This window comes from Mycolicibacterium pulveris (genome assembly GCF_010725725.1).
In the GTDB taxonomy this organism is placed as follows: domain Bacteria; phylum Actinomycetota; class Actinomycetes; order Mycobacteriales; family Mycobacteriaceae; genus Mycobacterium; species Mycobacterium pulveris.
The window spans coordinates 933,270-948,552 of the sequence record NZ_AP022599.1 but is presented as its reverse complement, the minus strand read 5'-3'; the positions used below and the strand labels follow the sequence as shown (position 1 = coordinate 948,552).

General features: G+C 67.9%; 14 protein-coding genes and 2 riboswitches. Of the genes, 7 read left to right on the top strand and 7 right to left on the bottom strand.

All coding sequences use genetic code 11. The features are described 5' to 3' along the window. The first annotated feature begins 10 nt into the window (after positions 1-10). Positions 11-868, top strand: a complete 858-nt coding sequence (locus G6N28_RS04880) for a bifunctional methylenetetrahydrofolate dehydrogenase/methenyltetrahydrofolate cyclohydrolase (protein WP_179962168.1) — start codon at positions 11-13, stop codon at positions 866-868. After that, a complete protein-coding gene (locus tag G6N28_RS04875) occupies positions 865-1,158 on the top strand; it encodes a DUF3017 domain-containing protein (RefSeq protein WP_163897548.1) in 294 nt (97 codons plus the stop codon). The genes G6N28_RS04880 and G6N28_RS04875 overlap by 4 nt, the downstream gene beginning before the upstream one ends. An 82-nt stretch (positions 1,159-1,240) precedes the next feature. Here G6N28_RS04875 and G6N28_RS04870 read toward each other — a convergent pair whose 3' ends face one another. Genes G6N28_RS04870 through G6N28_RS04860 form a run of 3 tightly spaced genes read right to left on the bottom strand, consistent with a single transcriptional unit; the run spans position 1,241 to position 4,468 of the window. Continuing rightward, positions 1,241-1,972, bottom strand: a complete 732-nt coding sequence (locus tag G6N28_RS04870; protein ID WP_163897545.1) for a class I SAM-dependent methyltransferase — start codon at positions 1,970-1,972, stop codon at positions 1,241-1,243. Positions 1,973-1,979: 7 nt separating this feature from the next. After that, entirely contained in the window at positions 1,980-3,113 is a 1,134-nt protein-coding gene (gene metX, locus G6N28_RS04865) for a homoserine O-acetyltransferase MetX (RefSeq protein ID WP_163897541.1), read from the bottom strand. Next, the gene (locus tag G6N28_RS04860) at positions 3,113-4,468 is read right to left on the bottom strand and encodes a bifunctional o-acetylhomoserine/o-acetylserine sulfhydrylase (protein WP_163897538.1); all 1,356 of its coding nucleotides are present in this window, start codon (positions 4,466-4,468) and stop codon (positions 3,113-3,115) included. The genes metX and G6N28_RS04860 overlap by 1 nt, the downstream gene beginning before the upstream one ends. Positions 4,469-4,561: 93 nt before the next feature. Continuing rightward, positions 4,562-4,683, bottom strand: a riboswitch (SAM riboswitch). A 144-nt stretch (positions 4,684-4,827) separates the two neighbouring features. Here G6N28_RS04860 and G6N28_RS04855 point away from each other — a divergent pair. Next, positions 4,828-7,068 carry an NADP-dependent isocitrate dehydrogenase gene (locus G6N28_RS04855; RefSeq protein ID WP_163897535.1) on the top strand — a complete coding sequence of 747 codons (2,241 nt, stop codon included), beginning with the start codon at positions 4,828-4,830 and terminating at the stop codon, positions 7,066-7,068. A 46-nt stretch (positions 7,069-7,114) separates the two neighbouring features. Further along, positions 7,115-8,332 (top strand): NADP-dependent isocitrate dehydrogenase, encoded by a 1,218-nt coding sequence (locus G6N28_RS04850; protein WP_163897532.1) that lies wholly within the window; start codon positions 7,115-7,117, stop codon positions 8,330-8,332. A gap of 5 nt (positions 8,333-8,337) precedes the next feature. Here the strand turns inward: G6N28_RS04850 and G6N28_RS04845 are convergent, their stop codons facing one another. Then, positions 8,338-9,201 (bottom strand): epoxide hydrolase EphH, encoded by an 864-nt coding sequence (locus G6N28_RS04845; RefSeq protein ID WP_163897529.1) that lies wholly within the window; start codon positions 9,199-9,201, stop codon positions 8,338-8,340. A gap of 60 nt (positions 9,202-9,261) precedes the next feature. On the opposite strand from G6N28_RS04845, the gene G6N28_RS04840 reads away from it, so the two are divergent. The 3 genes from G6N28_RS04840 to yhjD all read left to right on the top strand — a co-directional run bounded on the left by G6N28_RS04840 (position 9,262) and on the right by yhjD (position 12,228). Next, positions 9,262-10,056, top strand: coding sequence for an exodeoxyribonuclease III (locus tag G6N28_RS04840; RefSeq protein ID WP_163897526.1), 795 nt, complete (start codon positions 9,262-9,264; stop codon positions 10,054-10,056). Between the two features lie 89 nt (positions 10,057-10,145). Beyond that, positions 10,146-11,174: a tryptophan--tRNA ligase gene (trpS, locus tag G6N28_RS04835; protein ID WP_163897523.1), complete on the top strand. Its 1,029-nt coding sequence runs from the start codon at positions 10,146-10,148 to the stop codon at positions 11,172-11,174. 13 nt (positions 11,175-11,187) lie between these two features. After that, entirely contained in the window at positions 11,188-12,228 is a 1,041-nt protein-coding gene (yhjD, locus tag G6N28_RS04830; protein ID WP_163897520.1) for an inner membrane protein YhjD, read from the top strand. Here yhjD and G6N28_RS04825 read toward each other — a convergent pair. From G6N28_RS04825 to G6N28_RS04815, 3 genes are all read right to left on the bottom strand, one after another. Beyond that, positions 12,225-12,542, bottom strand: a complete 318-nt coding sequence (locus G6N28_RS04825) for a DMT family transporter (protein WP_128108753.1) — start codon at positions 12,540-12,542, stop codon at positions 12,225-12,227. The genes yhjD and G6N28_RS04825 overlap by 4 nt on opposite strands. Positions 12,543-12,553: 11 nt before the next feature. Next, a riboswitch (guanidine-III (ykkC-III) riboswitch) is annotated at positions 12,554-12,617 on the bottom strand. A 5-nt stretch (positions 12,618-12,622) separates the two neighbouring features. Next, positions 12,623-13,846: a D-alanyl-D-alanine carboxypeptidase family protein gene (locus G6N28_RS04820; protein WP_163897517.1), complete on the bottom strand. Its 1,224-nt coding sequence runs from the start codon at positions 13,844-13,846 to the stop codon at positions 12,623-12,625. A gap of 92 nt (positions 13,847-13,938) precedes the next feature. Then, entirely contained in the window at positions 13,939-15,234 is a 1,296-nt protein-coding gene (locus G6N28_RS04815) for a hemolysin family protein (protein ID WP_163897514.1), read from the bottom strand. Positions 15,235-15,283 lie beyond the last annotated feature (49 nt).

The following is a 15,283-nucleotide window of genomic DNA, read 5'->3' as shown; positions in this document are numbered from 1 at the left end:
AATGACCCCCGTGGGTGCGATCACGCTAGACGGTAAGGCCACGCGCGACGAGATCTTCGTCGACCTCTCCGAACGGGTTGCGGCCCTGACCGCGGCCGGGCGCACACCCGGCCTCGGCACGGTGCTCGTCGGCGACGACCCCGGGTCGCACGCCTATGTCCGCGGCAAGCACGCCGACTGCGCGAAGGTCGGCATCACATCGATCCGTCGCGACCTGCCTGCCGACATCAGCCAGGCCGAGCTCGACGCGACCATCGACGAACTCAACGCCAACCCGCAGTGCACCGGCTACATCGTGCAGCTGCCGCTGCCGCGGGGGCTGAACGAGAACGCCGCGCTGGAGCGGGTGGACCCGGGCAAGGACGCCGACGGTCTGCACCCGACGAACCTGGGCCGGCTGGTGCTCAACGAACCCGCGCCGCTGCCGTGCACCCCGCGCGGCATCGTGCATCTGCTGCGCCGCTACGAGGTGCCGATCGCGGGCGCGCACGTGGTGGTGATCGGGCGCGGCGTCACGGTGGGCAGGCCGCTGGGGCTGCTGCTGACCCGTCGCTCGGAGAACGCGACGGTCACGTTGTGCCACACCGGAACCCGTGATCTTCCCGCGTTGACCCGGCAGGCCGACATCATCGTCGCCGCCGCCGGGGTGCCGCACATGGTGACGGCCGAGATGGTGCGTGCCGGCGCAGCCGTCGTCGACGTTGGTGTCAGCCGCGACGAGAACGGCAAGCTCGTCGGTGACGTGCACCCCGGCGTGTGGGAGGTCGCCGGGCACGTCTCGCCCAATCCCGGCGGGGTCGGACCGCTCACCCGGGCGTTCCTGTTGACAAACGTCGTGGAACGCGCGGAAGCCCTCGCCGCGACGTGACCGCAAAGGAGTTCGCCCGCAAGGTGTTCGCCGGGCAGTGGCCCATCTGGTTGGTCGGCCTGGTTTTCGTCGCGGCGTTCGGGCTCGTGGTCGCGGGGTACTGGCGGCGCGGCGCGTTGGTCATCGCGATCGGCGTCGGCGCCGCCGCGGTGCTGCGGTTGGTTCTGCCCGACGAGCGGGCGGGGCTGTTGGCGGTGCGCAGCAAGCCGATCGACTTCGTCACCACCGCGACGGTCAGCGCAGCGATGCTTTACATCGCCTGGACCATCGACCCGTTGGGCACCAGTTAGTCCTGCGCCGAAACTGAGCTTGTGCACGCCGCCTCTCGGTGTTTGTGCGCACAACTTCAGTTTGGGCGTAAGGGGGTACAGATCAGGTGAGTTCGGCGCGGATGCAGACGGTGACATAGGGCAGCGCCAAGCCCGTCGCGTTGGCCAGCGCGGGATGGGTGGCCAGCAGCTCGCGCACCTGGTCGAGCGTCTTGACGCGCACCTTCTCCGGCGAGGTGATGCAGTAGCTGCGCGAGGCGACCAGATCGATGAGGGCCTGCGGCGTCAGATAGTTCGTCCATTCCACCTGATGGCGCGCCACATTGGTGAACGGCTCGGGCAGCGTCACCCGGTTGGTGAACGGGTCGTCCTCGTGGCCGATGATGCGGCCGAGTTCCTTGACCCAGCCCATCCGTTCGTCGCGGGTGTTCCACACCAGCCCGAGCCTGCCTCCGGGACGCAGCACCCTGGCCACCTCCTTGACCGCGCGATCCGGGTCGAACCAGTGCCAGGCCTGCGCTACCAGCACGGCGTCGACGCTGTCGTCAGGCAACGGGATCTCCTCCGCGGTGCCGAGCAGCGCCGGCGTGTCCGGCAGCGAATTACTCAGCAGCTCAAGCATTTCCGGGATGGGGTCGACGGCAACCACATCCAGGCCGCGTTCCACCAGCCGCGTGGTCAGCTTGCCCGTGCCTGCACCCAGATCCAGCACGTCGCGCGCGTCCGACGGCAGCAACCAGTCGATGGCCTCCGGCGGATACGACGGTCTGCCGCGCTCGTACGCCGCGGCCTCCGCGCCGAACGACAGCGAGCGCCGCTGATCCGAGCGGGTCACCGCGCCGTCATTTCGAGGCCAACTCCAGCGTCTGGCGGATCAGCTTGCCGACCGCCTCCATCTCGACCAGAAAGCCGTCGTGGCCGTAGATCGAGTCGACAACCTGCAGCCCGCCGCAGTTGGGCAGCAGCTCGGCCAGTTCCTCCTGCAACCGCAGCGGATACAGCCGGTCCGAGGTGATCCCGCCGACCAGCGCAGGCACCGGACAGCCGCGCAGCGCGGCCTCGACGCCACCGCGGCCGCGGCCGACGTCGTGGCTGGACAGCGATTCGGTGAGCGCCACGTAGGTGCCCGCGTCGAAACGCGCGACCAGCTTGGCGCCCTGATGCTCGAGGTAGCTTTGCACCGCGTAACGGCCGCCTGCGCGGGGATTCTCGGTGCCCTGCGGATCGTTGCCGAAGCGGTTGTCCAGCTCCACCTCACCCCGATACGTCAGGTGCGCGATGCGCCGGGCGATGCTCATGCCGACGTCGGGTGACGTGCCGGTGTCGTAGTAGTCGCCGCCGTGCCAGTTCGGGTCGGCCTTGATCGCGGCGATCTGCGTGCTCTGCGTGCCGATCTGATCGGCGGTGGCGCGGGCGCCGACCGCGAGCAGCAGCGCCGAGCGGACCTTGTCGGGATGCCCGACCATCCACTCCAGCGCGCGGGCACCACCCAGCGAGCCGCCGACCACCGCGGCGACCTCGGTGATGCCCAACGCCTTGAGCGCGGCGATGTCGGCCTCGACCTGGTCGCGCACCGTCACATGGGGAAACCTTGAGCCCCACGGCTTTCCGTCGCGGTGCAGCGAGCTGGGACCCGTCGAGCCGCGGCAACCGCCCAGCACGTTGGTGGCCACCGCGCACCACCGGTCGGTGTCGATCGCGGCGCCGGGCCCGGCGATGCCGTCCCACCAGCCCGGCGTCGGGTGGCCGGGTCCGGCGGGGCCGGTGATGTGGGAATCTCCGGTCAGCGCGTGCAGCACCATCACCACGTTGTCGCGCTCGGGCGACAACTCGCCCCAACGTTGCACGGCGATCTGCACGTCGTCGATGACGGCGCCGCTCTCGAGCGTCAGCGGCCCGACGTCGACAATGCCGATCTCGCCTTCGGCGGGAAGAGTCAAAGCTGGCACATCGGCCTCGAAATCAGTGAGGGTCATCAGAACGCCGCCGTGGTCTTGGGGTCCGTGGGCCCCGCGGTCGAGAACGGCTTGGCCGCGGCGAAGCCGCGCTCGAGGTCGGCCAGGATGTCGTCGATGCCCTCGATCCCGACGGCCAGACGCACCAGTCCCGGGGTGACGCCGGTGGCCAGCTGCTCCTCAGGGGAGAGCTGCGCGTGGGTCGTCGACGCCGGATGGATCACCAGCGACCGCACGTCGCCGATGTTGGCGACGTGGCTGTGCAGCGTCAGCGCGTTGACGAACGCCTTCCCGGCGTCAACGCCGCCGGCCAGCTCGAAGGCCAGCACCGCCCCGGTTCCCTTGGGCAGCAGCTTGTTTGCCAGTGCATGCCACGGCGAGCTGGGCAGCCCGGCGTAGTTCACCGAGAGGACCGCGTCGTGCCCGGCCAGGTACTCGGCGACGCGCTGGGCGTTCTCGACATGACGCTCGACGCGCAGGCTCAGCGTCTCCAACCCCTGGGCGATCAGGAACGCGTTGAACGGGGAGGCGGCCGAGCCCAGATCACGCAGCAGCTGCACCCGGGCCTTCAGCGCGAACGCCGGCGGGCCGAGTTCGGCGTACACCACACCGTGGTAGCTGGGATCGGGGGTGGTGAACCCGGGGAAGTTGCCGTTGGTCCAGTCGAAGGTGCCGCCGTCGACGATGACACCCGCGATCGTGGTGCCATGGCCGCCGAGGTACTTGGTGGCCGAGTGCACGACGATGTCGGCGCCGTGGCTGATGGGCTGCAGCAGGTACGGCGTCGCGATGGTGTTGTCGACGATCAGCGGAACCCCGACGTCGTGCGCGACGGCCGCGACGTTAGGGATGTCGAGCACGTCTATCTGCGGGTTGGAGATCGTCTCGGCGAAGAACGCCTTGGTGTTCGGCCGGGCCGCGGCGCGCCAGGACTCCAGGTCGTCGGGGTCCTCCACGAAGCCGACCTCGATGCCGATCTTGGGGAACGTGTAGTGGAACAGGTTGTAGGTGCCGCCGTACAGGCGCGGGCTGGACACGATGTGGTCGCCGGTGTGGGCGATGTTGAGGATCGCGAAGTGCGACGCCGCCTGGCCGGACGCCAGAAACAGCGCGGCCACCCCGCCTTCCAGGGCGGCGATGCGCTGCTCGACGGCGTCCTGGGTCGGGTTCATGATCCGGGTGTAGATGTTGCCGGGCTCGGCCAACCCGAACAGCGCGGCGGCATGCTCGGTGCTGTCGAACGTGAAGCTGGTGGTCTGATAGATCGGCAGGGCCCGCGCGTTCGTCGCCGGATCGGGCGTCTGGCCGGCGTGGACCTGTTTGGTCTCAAACGCCCAGTGCGCGGTGGGATCGTCAGCCTGGTTGTCGGTGCTCATGGTTTCTCCTGTTGTGATGTGGCCGGGGGCGGATTTCAGCGACACATGCGCACGCCGGACCTCCACCTGTCTCTCTGGGGGCCCGTCACAACGGACCCGCGCTTGCCGGTACCACTTGTCAGTGGGTACTCAACCTGGTCATCACCCGGGGCACCCCACCGCGGTTGGAGGGTTGCCGGCCAGCAAGCCGGGGCTTGTCGCTGGCGCTCATGACCTGTGACGAAGCTTATCCCATCGAAGCAAAGAAGTGCCAACAGGTGGGCGCCCGGCGGAGGTGGCCACGCGTAGCGTCGGGGACCACGGAATACTGGTAGGCGAGGTTCCCCCCGATCCTGATCGTGACGCCCGGAAGAGAGAACATGAGTGCTGCGCAGCCAACCATCATCTACACGCTGACCGACGAGGCGCCGCTGCTCGCGACCTACGCGTTCCTGCCGATCATCCGCACCTTCGCCGAGCCCGCCGGTATCGAGATCAAGACCAGCGACATCTCGGTGGCGGCCCGCATCCTGGCGGAGTTCGGCGACTACCTGACCGAAGAGCAGCGGGTGCCCGACAACCTCGGCGAGCTGGGCCGGCTCACGCAGCTGCCGGACACCAACATCATCAAACTGCCCAACATCAGCGCATCGGTGCCGCAGCTGGTGGCCGCGATCAAGGAGCTGCAGGGCAAGGGCTACGCGGTTCCGGACTACCCCGGGGACCCGAAGACCGACGAGGAAAAGGCGATCAAGGAGCGCTACGCCAAGGTGCTGGGCAGTGCCGTGAACCCCGTTCTGCGGGAGGGCAACTCGGACCGGCGCGCGCCGAAGGCGGTCAAGGAGTACGCGCGCAAGAACCCGCACAGCATGGCGGAGTGGTCGCAGGCGTCGCGCACCCACGTGGCCACGATGCGGGGTGGCGACTTCTACGCCGGTGAGAAGTCGATGACGCTGGACCGGCCGCGCAAGGTCAAGATGGTGCTGAACACCAAGGGCGGCGAAACGATCGTGCTCAAGCCCGAAGTGAAGCTCGACGAGGGCGACATCATCGACAGCATGTTCATGAGCCGAAAGGCGCTGTGCGACTTCTACGAACAGCAGATGCAGGACGCCTACAAGACCGGCGTGATGTTCTCGCTGCACGTCAAGGCCACCATGATGAAGGTCAGCCACCCGATCGTGTTCGGCCACGCGGTCAAGATCTTCTATAAGGACGCGTTCGCCAAGCACCAGGAGCTGTTCGACGAGCTCGGCGTCAACGTCAACAACGGGCTCTCGGACCTCTACGACAAGATCGAATCCCTGCCTGCCTCACTGCGTGACGAGATCATCGATGATCTGCACCGCTGTCACGAGACCCGCCCGGAGCTGGCGATGGTCGACTCGGCGCGCGGGATCACCAACTTCCACTCGCCCAGCGACGTCATCGTGGACGCCTCGATGCCCGCGATGATCCGCGCCGGCGGCAAGATGTACGGCGCCGACGGGAAGCTCAAGGACACCAAGGCGGTCAACCCCGAGTCGACGTTCTCGCGGATCTATCAGGAGATGATCAACTTCTGTAAGACCCACGGGCAGTTCGATCCGACGACCATGGGCACCGTGCCCAATGTCGGGTTGATGGCGCAGCAGGCCGAGGAGTACGGCAGCCACGACAAGACGTTCGAAGTCCCCGAGGACGGCGTGGCCGACATCGTCGACATCGACACCGGCGAGGTGCTGATGACCCAGAACGTGGAGACCGGCGACATATGGCGCATGCCGATCGTCAAGGACGCCGCGATCCGGGACTGGGTGAAGCTGACCGTCACCCGGGCCAGGGCCTCCGGCATGACCGCGTTGTTCTGGCTGGACACCGAACGCCCGCACGAGGTGGAGCTGCGCAAGAAGGTCAAGGCCTACCTGCAGGATCACGACACCGAGGGCCTACACATCCAGATCATGCCGCAGGTGTGGGCGATGCGGTACACCCTGGAACGGCTCATCCGCGGCCAGGACACCATCGCGGTGACCGGCAACATCCTGCGCGACTATCTGACCGACCTGTTCCCGATCCTGGAGCTGGGCACCAGCGCCAAGATGCTCTCGATCGTGCCGCTGATGGCCGGCGGCGGAATGTATGAGACCGGCGCGGGCGGTTCGGCGCCCAAGCACGTCAAGCAGCTGGTGGAGGAGAACCACCTGCGCTGGGATTCGCTCGGGGAATTCCTCGCGCTCGGAGCGTGTTTCGAGGACCTGGGCCGCAAGACCGACAACAAGGCGGCGGCGCTACTGGGCAAGACGCTGGACTCCGCGATCGGCAAGCTGCTGGACAACAACAAGAGCCCGTCGCGCAAGACCGGGGAGCTCGACAACCGCGGCAGCCAGTTCTACCTCGCGATGTACTGGGCCCTGGAGCTGGCCGCGCAGACCGAGAACAAGGAACTCGCCGAACATTTCGCGTCGTTGGCCGAGGAGCTGGCCAAGAACGAGGACACCATCGTCACCGAACTCACCGAGGTGCAAGGCAATTCGGTCGACATCGGCGGTTACTACTACCCCGATCCGGAGAAGACCACCGCGGTGATGCGGCCGAGCAAGACGCTGAACGCCACGCTGGAGTCCGTTACTGCTCAGTAGCCCTAGCTGGGCCTTGCCCGGCGGGGCCGGCTTGTAATGTGGCCGCATGGCCAAGGTCAAAGTCGAAGGCACGGTAGTCGAACTCGATGGCGACGAGATGACCCGCGTCATCTGGAAGCTCATCAAGGACACGTTCATCTACCCCTACCTCGACATCAACCTGGACTACTACGACCTCGGCATCGAGAACCGTGACGCCACCGACGACCAGGTCACCATCGAGGCGGCCGAGGCGATCAAGCGCCACGGGGTCGGGGTCAAATGCGCCACGATCACGCCCGACGAGGCCAGGGTCAAGGAGTTCGGGCTGAAGAAGATGTGGCAGTCGCCCAACGGGACCATCCGGAACATTCTGGGCGGCACCATCTTCCGGGCCCCGATCGTGATCAAGAACGTGCCGCGGCTGGTGCCGGGCTGGACCAAGCCGATCATCATCGGCCGCCACGCATTCGGCGACCAGTACCGCGCCTTCAACACCAAGGTCGACCGGCCCGGCACGTTCACCGTCACGTTCACCCCCGACGACGGCAGCGAGCCGATGGTTCACGACGTGGTGTCCATCCCCGAGGGCGGCGGCGTCATCATGGGCATGTACAACTTCCGCAGGTCCATCCAGGACTTCGCGCGTTCGACGTTCAATTTTGCGCTGCAGCAGAAGTATCCGGTGTACCTGTCGACGAAGAACACCATCCTCAAGGGCTACGACGGGATGTTCAAGGACGAGTTCCAGCGCATCTTCGACGAGGAGTACAAAGACAAGTTCGACGCCGAAGGGCTGACATACGAGCACCGGCTGATCGATGACATGGTGGCCGCCAGCCTCAAGTGGGAGGGCGGCTACGTGTGGGCCTGCAAGAACTACGACGGCGATGTGCAGTCCGACACGGTCGCACAGGGTTTCGGCTCGCTGGGGCTGATGACGTCGGTGCTGATGACCCCGGACGGCAGGACCGTGGAGGCCGAGGCCGCGCACGGCACCGTCACCCGGCACTACCGGCAGTACCAGCAGGGCAAGCCGACGTCGACCAACCCGATCGCCTCGATCTTCGCGTGGACCAGGGGCCTGGCGCACCGCGGCAAACTGGATGACACCCCCGCGGTGATCGAGTTCGCCGAAACGCTCGAAGAGGTGGTGATCGGCACGGTCGAGGGCGGTCAGATGACCAAGGACCTGGCATTGCTGATCGGCCCGGAGCAGCAGTGGCAGACCACCGAGGTGTTCTTCGAGTCGATCGCCGAGAACTTTGAGAAGGAGCTACGTTAGCCCGGCTACATCACAGCCTTGCGCGGCGGCGGCGCGGCGTTGCGGTCGACGAACTCGACGATCGTTTCGGCGACGCGCTCGGGGGCCTCGAACATCGGGATGTGCCCGACGCCGTCGAGGTGGGTGATCTCGGTGTGCTCGGGCAGGTGCTCGGTGAAGTGCCGCGTGAACCGGGGATGCGGCAGCACCCGGTCCTTCTCGCAGATCACCAGGTGGACGGGCGCGGCGCTCTCGGTCAGTTCTCGCAGCCCCGGCAGCAACAGCGACTTGAGCAGCAGCTGGTAGTAGGCCGGGCAGTGGGTGACGTCGTCGATGATGACCAACAGGTCCTCGTCGGACAGCCCCTCGGGGCCTGCGCTGACCGGCACGTACGCCAGCTGCCGGGCGAACGGCAGGCGCAGGGCGCGCGGTCCCAGCGCCTTCGCGATCAGCCAGACCGGCAGGCCGGCGACGAACTTGAACACGATCTCGAACTTGGCGGGGGTGAAGCGGCTCCAGCCACCCGCGGGCGCGATCCCGGTCAGCGTGCGCGCCCGGCCACGACGCTCCAGCTCGAACGCGACCCAGCCGCCCAGCGAGTTGCCGACGATGTGAGCGGTGTCCCAACCCAGCTCGTCCATGCGGCGTTCCATGTCGTCGGCGAGCTCCACGGTGTCCAGGAAGAAGCGGCCCTTCACCCCGCCGTTGTGACCAGGCATGGTGGGCGCGTAGACCTCGTAGCGGCCCGTGGCCGGAGCGGTCGGGTCGGCGACATCGACTCCAGCAATCAGCGGTGCGACGTCTTTCCACACGCTCTGCGACATCATGAACGGGTGCAGCAAAAGCATCGGTTCGCCGGAGCCGAGGTGGATCGGGGCGCGCAGGGTCATCGTGCCGACACTAAAGGCGATACCGCCGGTACCGCAAGCTTCGAGGCTATGGTCTGCTGCGTGATCGTCAGCACCGTCAACGTCAACGGAATCCGCGCCGCGGTCAAGCAGCGTTCGCCGGACAACCTGGGCCTGCTGGCCTGGCTTGCCGACACCGCCGCCGACGTGGTGTGCCTGCAGGAGACCCGGGCCGACGACGACCAGCTGGCCGCGGCGCTGGCGCCCGCGCTGTCCGACGGCTGGCAGCTGGCCTCGGCCGAACCACATATCAAGGGCCGCAGCGGCGTTGCCGTGCTGTCGCGCCGGCCGATCACCGCGGCGCGGCCGCTGGAGTCCGACGAGTTCGCGACGCACGGCCGATACCTCGAGGTCGACGTCGCCGGGGCCACCGTGGCGAGCGTCTACGTGCAGACCGGCGAAGCCGAAACCGACCGCCAGCTGGAGAAGGAGCGCTTCATGACGGCGCTGGCCAAGCGGATGGCCGAACTCGCCGACCGCGACGCGGTGGTGTGCGGCGACTGGAACATCGCGCACACCGAAAACGACATCAAGAACTGGAAGGGCAACCTCAAGGAGTCGGGCTTTCTGCCCAGCGAGTGCCAATGGCTCACCGAGCTGCTGGACTCCGGCTTGGTCGACGTGGTCCGGGCCCTGCATCCGGGGGTGGCCGGACCGTACTCGTGGTGGTCATGGCGCGGGCGGGCCTTCGACAACGACGCCGGCTGGCGCATCGACTACCACTTGGCGACTCGGACGTTGGCCGCGCGGACGGTGTCGGCGCGGGTGGAGCGCGCCGCGGCGTACGCGATGCGGTGGTCCGACCACGCGCCGGTCACCGTCGAATATCGCGGTTAGACACCGCCGAGTGTCAGGTTGTCGCACGCCTCGCGCCGCGGAACGTGTCTCAACCCGACACTCGGCCGGTGTGAAATGATCGGGCCACCATGAGCATCGACCGCGCCGCTGCGCAGAAGAAGACCGTCTTCTCCGGTGTGCAACCCACATCGGACTCCCTGCATCTCGGCAACGCCCTCGGCGCCGTCAAGCAGTGGGTGGGGCTGCAGGAGGAATTCGACGCGTTCTTCTGTGTGGTCGACCTGCACGCGATCACCGTGCCGCAGGAACCCGAGCAGTTGCGCAGGCGCACGCTGGCCGTCGCCGCGCAGTACCTGGCGTTGGGCATCGACCCGGCACGCGCCACGATCTTCGTGCAGAGCCATGTTCCCGCGCACGCCGAACTCGCCTGGGCGCTGGGGTGTTTCACCGGCTTCGGGCAGGCGTCGCGGATGACGCAGTTCAAGGACAAGTCGCAGAAGCAGGGCAGCGAGGCCACCACCGTGGGGCTGTTCACGTACCCGGTGCTGATGGCCGCCGACGTGCTGCTCTACGACACCGACCTGGTGCCGGTCGGCGAGGACCAGCGCCAGCATCTGGAGCTGGCACGCGATGTCGCGCAACGGTTCAACGCGCGGTTTCCCGACACGTTCGTCATCCCCGACGTGATGATCCAGAAGGCCACCGCCAAGATCTACGACCTGGCCGACCCGACCGCCAAGATGAGCAAGTCCACGGCCACCGAGGCGGGGTTGATCAACCTGCTCGACGACCCGAAGGTGTCGGCCAAGAAGATCCGCTCGGCGGTCACCGACAGCGAGCGTGAGGTGCGCTACGACCCCGAGACCAAACCGGGCGTTTCCAACCTGTTGACCATCCAGTCGGCGATCACCGGCACCGACGTCGACAAGCTCGTGGAGTCCTACGCGGGCCGCGGATACGGCGATCTGAAGTCCGACACCGCCGAGGCCGTCGTCGAGTACGTCACCCCGCTCAAGGCCCGCGTCGACGAACTCCTCGCCGACCCGACCGAACTGGAATCGGTGTTGGCGGCCGGCGCACAGCGCGCCCGGGAAGTGTCTGCGAAGACGCTCAAGCGGGTATACGACCGACTGGGCTTTCTGCCGCCACGTTCTTGACCGGGAGACACCGATGGCCGCGCCAGACACGGAGACCGAGCCGGAGAAGCCGGGCATCATCGACCGGATGCGCGCCCGTTATCGGTGGTTCGATCACGTGATGCGGGCCCAGGATCGCTACAAGGACAGCAAGGGCGACTTCTACGCGGCGGGCATCACCTACTTCACCGTCTTCGCGCTGTTCCCGTTGCTGATGGTGGGATTCGCCGTCGGCGGCTTCATCCTGGTGCGCCAGCCCGACCTGTTGGCCCAGATCGAGGACCGGATCCGTGCGGCGGTGTCGGGCGACGTCGGCAACCAGCTGGTCGACCTGATGGACTCGGCGATCGCGTCGCGCACGTCGGTCGGCATCATCGGCCTGGTCACCGCGGCCTGGGCGGGGCTGGGCTGGATGGCGAACCTGCGTGAGGCGCTCAGCCAGATGTGGGGCCTCGCCCGGCAGGAGTCCAAGGGGTTTCTGCGCACCAAGGCCTCGGACCTGCTGGCGATCCTCGGGCTGTTCCTCGCGATCGCCGTCACCGTTGCGCTGACCGCGCTGGGCAGCGCCGGACCGATGAGGCAAGTGCTCGAATGGGTTGGGCTGGAGGAAGTTCCGGGTGTCGGCCTGGCGTTGCGGGTGGTCTCCATGCTGACCTCGCTGCTGATCAGCTGGCTGCTGTTCACGTGGATCATCGCGCGGCTGCCCAGGGAGTCGGTGAGCTTTCGCAGCGCGATGCGGGCCGGGCTGCTGGCGGCCGTCGCGTTCGAGGTGTTCAAGCTGGTGGCCGCGCTCTACCTGCGATCGGTGGTCACCGGCCCGGCGGGCGCGACGTTCGGTCCGGTGCTGGGCCTGATGGTGTTCGCCTACATCACCGCGCGGCTGATCCTTTTCGCGACGGCGTGGGCCGCGACGGCGGCCGAGAACATGCGACCCGTGCCCGTCGAGCCGCCGGGGCGGGCCTTCATCGCGCCGCGGGTGCAGGTCCGCGAAGGCGTCGGGTTCGTCGGCGCGTTGACCGCGGCGCTCGTGGGAGCCGTTGGCGCGCTTAGTCTTTCGCGGTGGGTGCGACGCTAGCTGCTGACCAGCTGCAGGCCGACGACACAGCCCACGATGCCCAGCAGCAGAACCACCTTGAGAAGTGATGCGCTCTCGGCCCCGGAGGCCAGCGAGTAGACGACCGTCAGCGCGGCGCCGACGCCCACCCACACCGCGTAGCCGGTGCCGACCGGTAGATCACGCAGCGCGATGCCCAGACCGCCCATCGAAATGATCAGTGCCACAACGAACACCGCTACGGGCATCGGTCGGCTGAACCCCTCCGACTTACTTAGCGCGACGGCCCACACCGCTTCGAAGGCGCCGGAGACGATGAGAATGAGCCAGGCCATGAAACACCTCCGTGACGCCGTCTTGTCGCTGGCCGGGTACGGCGCCCCTCGTCCGGTGTCGGATGCCGACCAGTGCGAGGTTAGTGCTGCGGGCGGCGATTCAGCGACCGGGCCCCCATGATCAGGCTGAACACGATGACCGCGCCGACGACCGCCACCCCGACGCGCACCGGCATGGCGTCGACGTCGGAGAACATCGGCGCGGCGTTGACCCCGGCGGCGGTGCCGTCGGCGGCCGGTTTGCGCCCCTGTAGCGAGGGATCCGGTTCGATCAGCGTGCCCACCTTCGTTCCGGGCGGGGTCGCGAAGCCGTAGTCCAACAGGTGCGCGGCCTGCTCCCACGGCGCGATCGGTTGCCGGGTGCCGCGCAGCAGCACTGCGATCAGGCGGCGGCCGTCCCGCTCGGCGGCGCCGACGAACGTCTGGCCCGCGTCGTCGGTGTATCCGGTCTTGCCGCCCAACGCGCCCGGATAGTTGTTGAGCAGCTTGTTGTCGTTCTCGATCGGATAGCCGACGTCGCCGCGGCCGGGGAAGTCGAAGCTGCGGGTGGCCACGATGTCGGCGAACACCGGGTTCTGCCAGGCATAGCGGTAGAACAGCGCGATGTCGTAGGCCGACGTGCTCATGCCCGGACCGTCCAGGCCCGACGGTGTGGCGACGCGGGTGTCGTGACCGCCGAGCTTGCGGGCCAGGTCGTTGAGCTTGTGCAGCGCGGCGTCCATCCCACCGAGCTGGGTGGCCAGCGCGTGGGCGGCGTCGTTGCCGGAGTACATCATCAGCCCGTGCAGCAGGTCGTTGATCGAATAGTGACCGTCGGGCCCGACGCCGACCTTGGTGCCCTCCTGCGCCGCGTCCTCCGGGGTGCCGGCCACCACCCGGTGCAGCGGCAGTTCCTTGATGGCAGCCATCGCGGTGAGCACCTTGATGACGCTGGCGGGCCGGTGTCTGCCGTGGGGGTCCCTGGCCGCGATGACGTCGCCGGTGTCCAGGTCGGCCACGATCCACGCCTCGGCGGAGACGTCGTTGGGCAGCGGCGGCGTGCCGGGTGCGGTGATCACCCCGCACCCCGACAGCGCCTCACCGCCCAGCGGGGTGGCGGGCACCGGAAGCGGTGCGGGCGGGGCCTGGCCTGGTTTGGGGACCTCGGAGGCGTCGACGGCCGGCGGCGTCGTCTCGCGGTACGGACAGGCGGTAGCCTCCGGCGCCGACGGTGGCTGCGCGCTTGCCACGGCGGGGCCCACCATCACAAAAAGGGCAGCTGCCAGGCCGACAGCGCGCTGGGACGCGGTTCGGAAAGTCGCCATCGTGAGCGCAGATTAAGCGCTCGGCGACGAGATAGCCCGGAGGCGCGCTGTGACTGCTGTGATTAGAGTTGCTCAAGTGATTGCTGGCCGGTTCATTCCGCCGCCCCGTCGTCGGCCGGCTTGGCGCGGGGGACGAGACACACCTCCGTGATCGCGTGGTGTTCGGTTCCGGTCACCTGAACGGTCCAATCGGCGAGTTCGACGCGGTCACCGGGCGTGGTCGGGATGCGCCCGAGTTTGGTCAGCACCAGACCGGCGACGGTGGTGTAGTCCCCCTCGGGGGCGTCGCGGAACTCCACGCCGATGTCGGGCAGGTCGTGGATGGGGAAGTGGCCCGGAAGCACCAACCGGCCGTCGGGCAGGGCGCGCACCGACTGGATGTCGGTATCGGCCTCGTCATAGATTTCGCCGACGATCTCCTCCAGCAGGTCCTCGAGGGTGACGATGCCCTCGGCGCCGCCGTGTTCGTCGACGACGACAGCGAACTGCTCGCGGTCGTTCTTGAACCGGCGCAACGCTTCTGAGACCCGCAGGCTCTCCGGGAAGCGGACGACGGGCCGGGCGACGTCGCCGACGACGCGGCCGTCGGCGAGCAGGTCACGAAGATGCACCATGCCCGTCACATGGTCGAGGTTGGGGGTCTCCACCACGGGGGCGCGGGTATGCCCGCTGTCGGCGAGCACGGCGCGGGCCTGCTCGGTCGGCGTGTCGGCCGACAGCATCACCACCGCGCGGCGGGGAACCAGGACCTCCCGCAGTGCGCGCTGGTCGATTTCGAGTGCGCCGGTGATGATCATCCGCTGTTCGACGGTCAGACCGCGGTGGCCCGCCACGAGATCGCGCAGTTCCTCCGGGGTGGGCGGCTGTTGGCCGATCCTCGGGTCACCGCCCAACAGCCGCACGACGAGGTTCGTGGTCTTGCTCAGCAGCCAGACCGCCGGGCGCGAGAACGTGGCCATCAGATCCAGCGGCCTTGCGATCAGCATGGCCCAGCGCTGCGCGTGCTGCATGGCCAGGCGTTTCGGTGCCAATTCGCCGAACACCAGGGTGACGAACGCCAGCGCGATGGTCACCAGCGCCACCGCCGTCGGCTCGGCCGCCGCGCCGAAGAAGCCGAACGCGGGCACCAGCGGCTGGGCCAGCGTGACGGCCGCCGCCGCCGAGGCGAGGTAGCCCGACAACGTGATGCCCAGCTGAATGGTCGCCAGGAAGCGGTTGGGGTCGCGGGCCAGCCCGGCCAGCGTGCGCGCGGTGCGGCTGCCGCGGCGCTCCAACTGGCGCAGTTGCCCCTCGCGCAGTGAGATCAGCGCGATCTCGCTGCCCGCGAAGACCCCGTTGATCAGCACCAGCGCCGCGATCAGTGCCAGGCTCGCCCAGTATTCGTCCATGGGATGTGCGTACCTGATCGGCGGGCGCAACACCAAGGCAACGGCGACT

Bases quoted from the DNA above. Each gene is read 5' to 3' on its own strand.
- metX (WP_163897541.1), bottom strand. From the start codon at position 3,113: ATGACCCTCACTGATTTCGAGGCCGATGTGCCAGCTTTGACTCTTCCC.
- G6N28_RS04845 (WP_163897529.1), bottom strand. From the start codon at position 9,201: ATGACCCTGCGCGCCCCGATCCACCTCGGCTCCGGCGAACCGATGCTT.
- G6N28_RS04815 (WP_163897514.1), bottom strand. From the start codon at position 15,234: ATGGACGAATACTGGGCGAGCCTGGCACTGATCGCGGCGCTGGTGCTG.
- G6N28_RS04850 (WP_163897532.1), top strand. From the start codon at position 7,115: ATGGCCAAGGTCAAAGTCGAAGGCACGGTAGTCGAACTCGATGGCGAC.
- yhjD (WP_163897520.1), top strand. From the start codon at position 11,188: ATGGCCGCGCCAGACACGGAGACCGAGCCGGAGAAGCCGGGCATCATC.
- trpS (WP_163897523.1), top strand. From the start codon at position 10,146: ATGAGCATCGACCGCGCCGCTGCGCAGAAGAAGACCGTCTTCTCCGGT.
- G6N28_RS04860 (WP_163897538.1), bottom strand. From the start codon at position 4,468: ATGAGCACCGACAACCAGGCTGACGATCCCACCGCGCACTGGGCGTTT.
- G6N28_RS04825 (WP_128108753.1), bottom strand. From the start codon at position 12,542: ATGGCCTGGCTCATTCTCATCGTCTCCGGCGCCTTCGAAGCGGTGTGG.
- G6N28_RS04820 (WP_163897517.1), bottom strand. From the start codon at position 13,846: ATGGCGACTTTCCGAACCGCGTCCCAGCGCGCTGTCGGCCTGGCAGCT.
- G6N28_RS04855 (WP_163897535.1), top strand. From the start codon at position 4,828: ATGAGTGCTGCGCAGCCAACCATCATCTACACGCTGACCGACGAGGCG.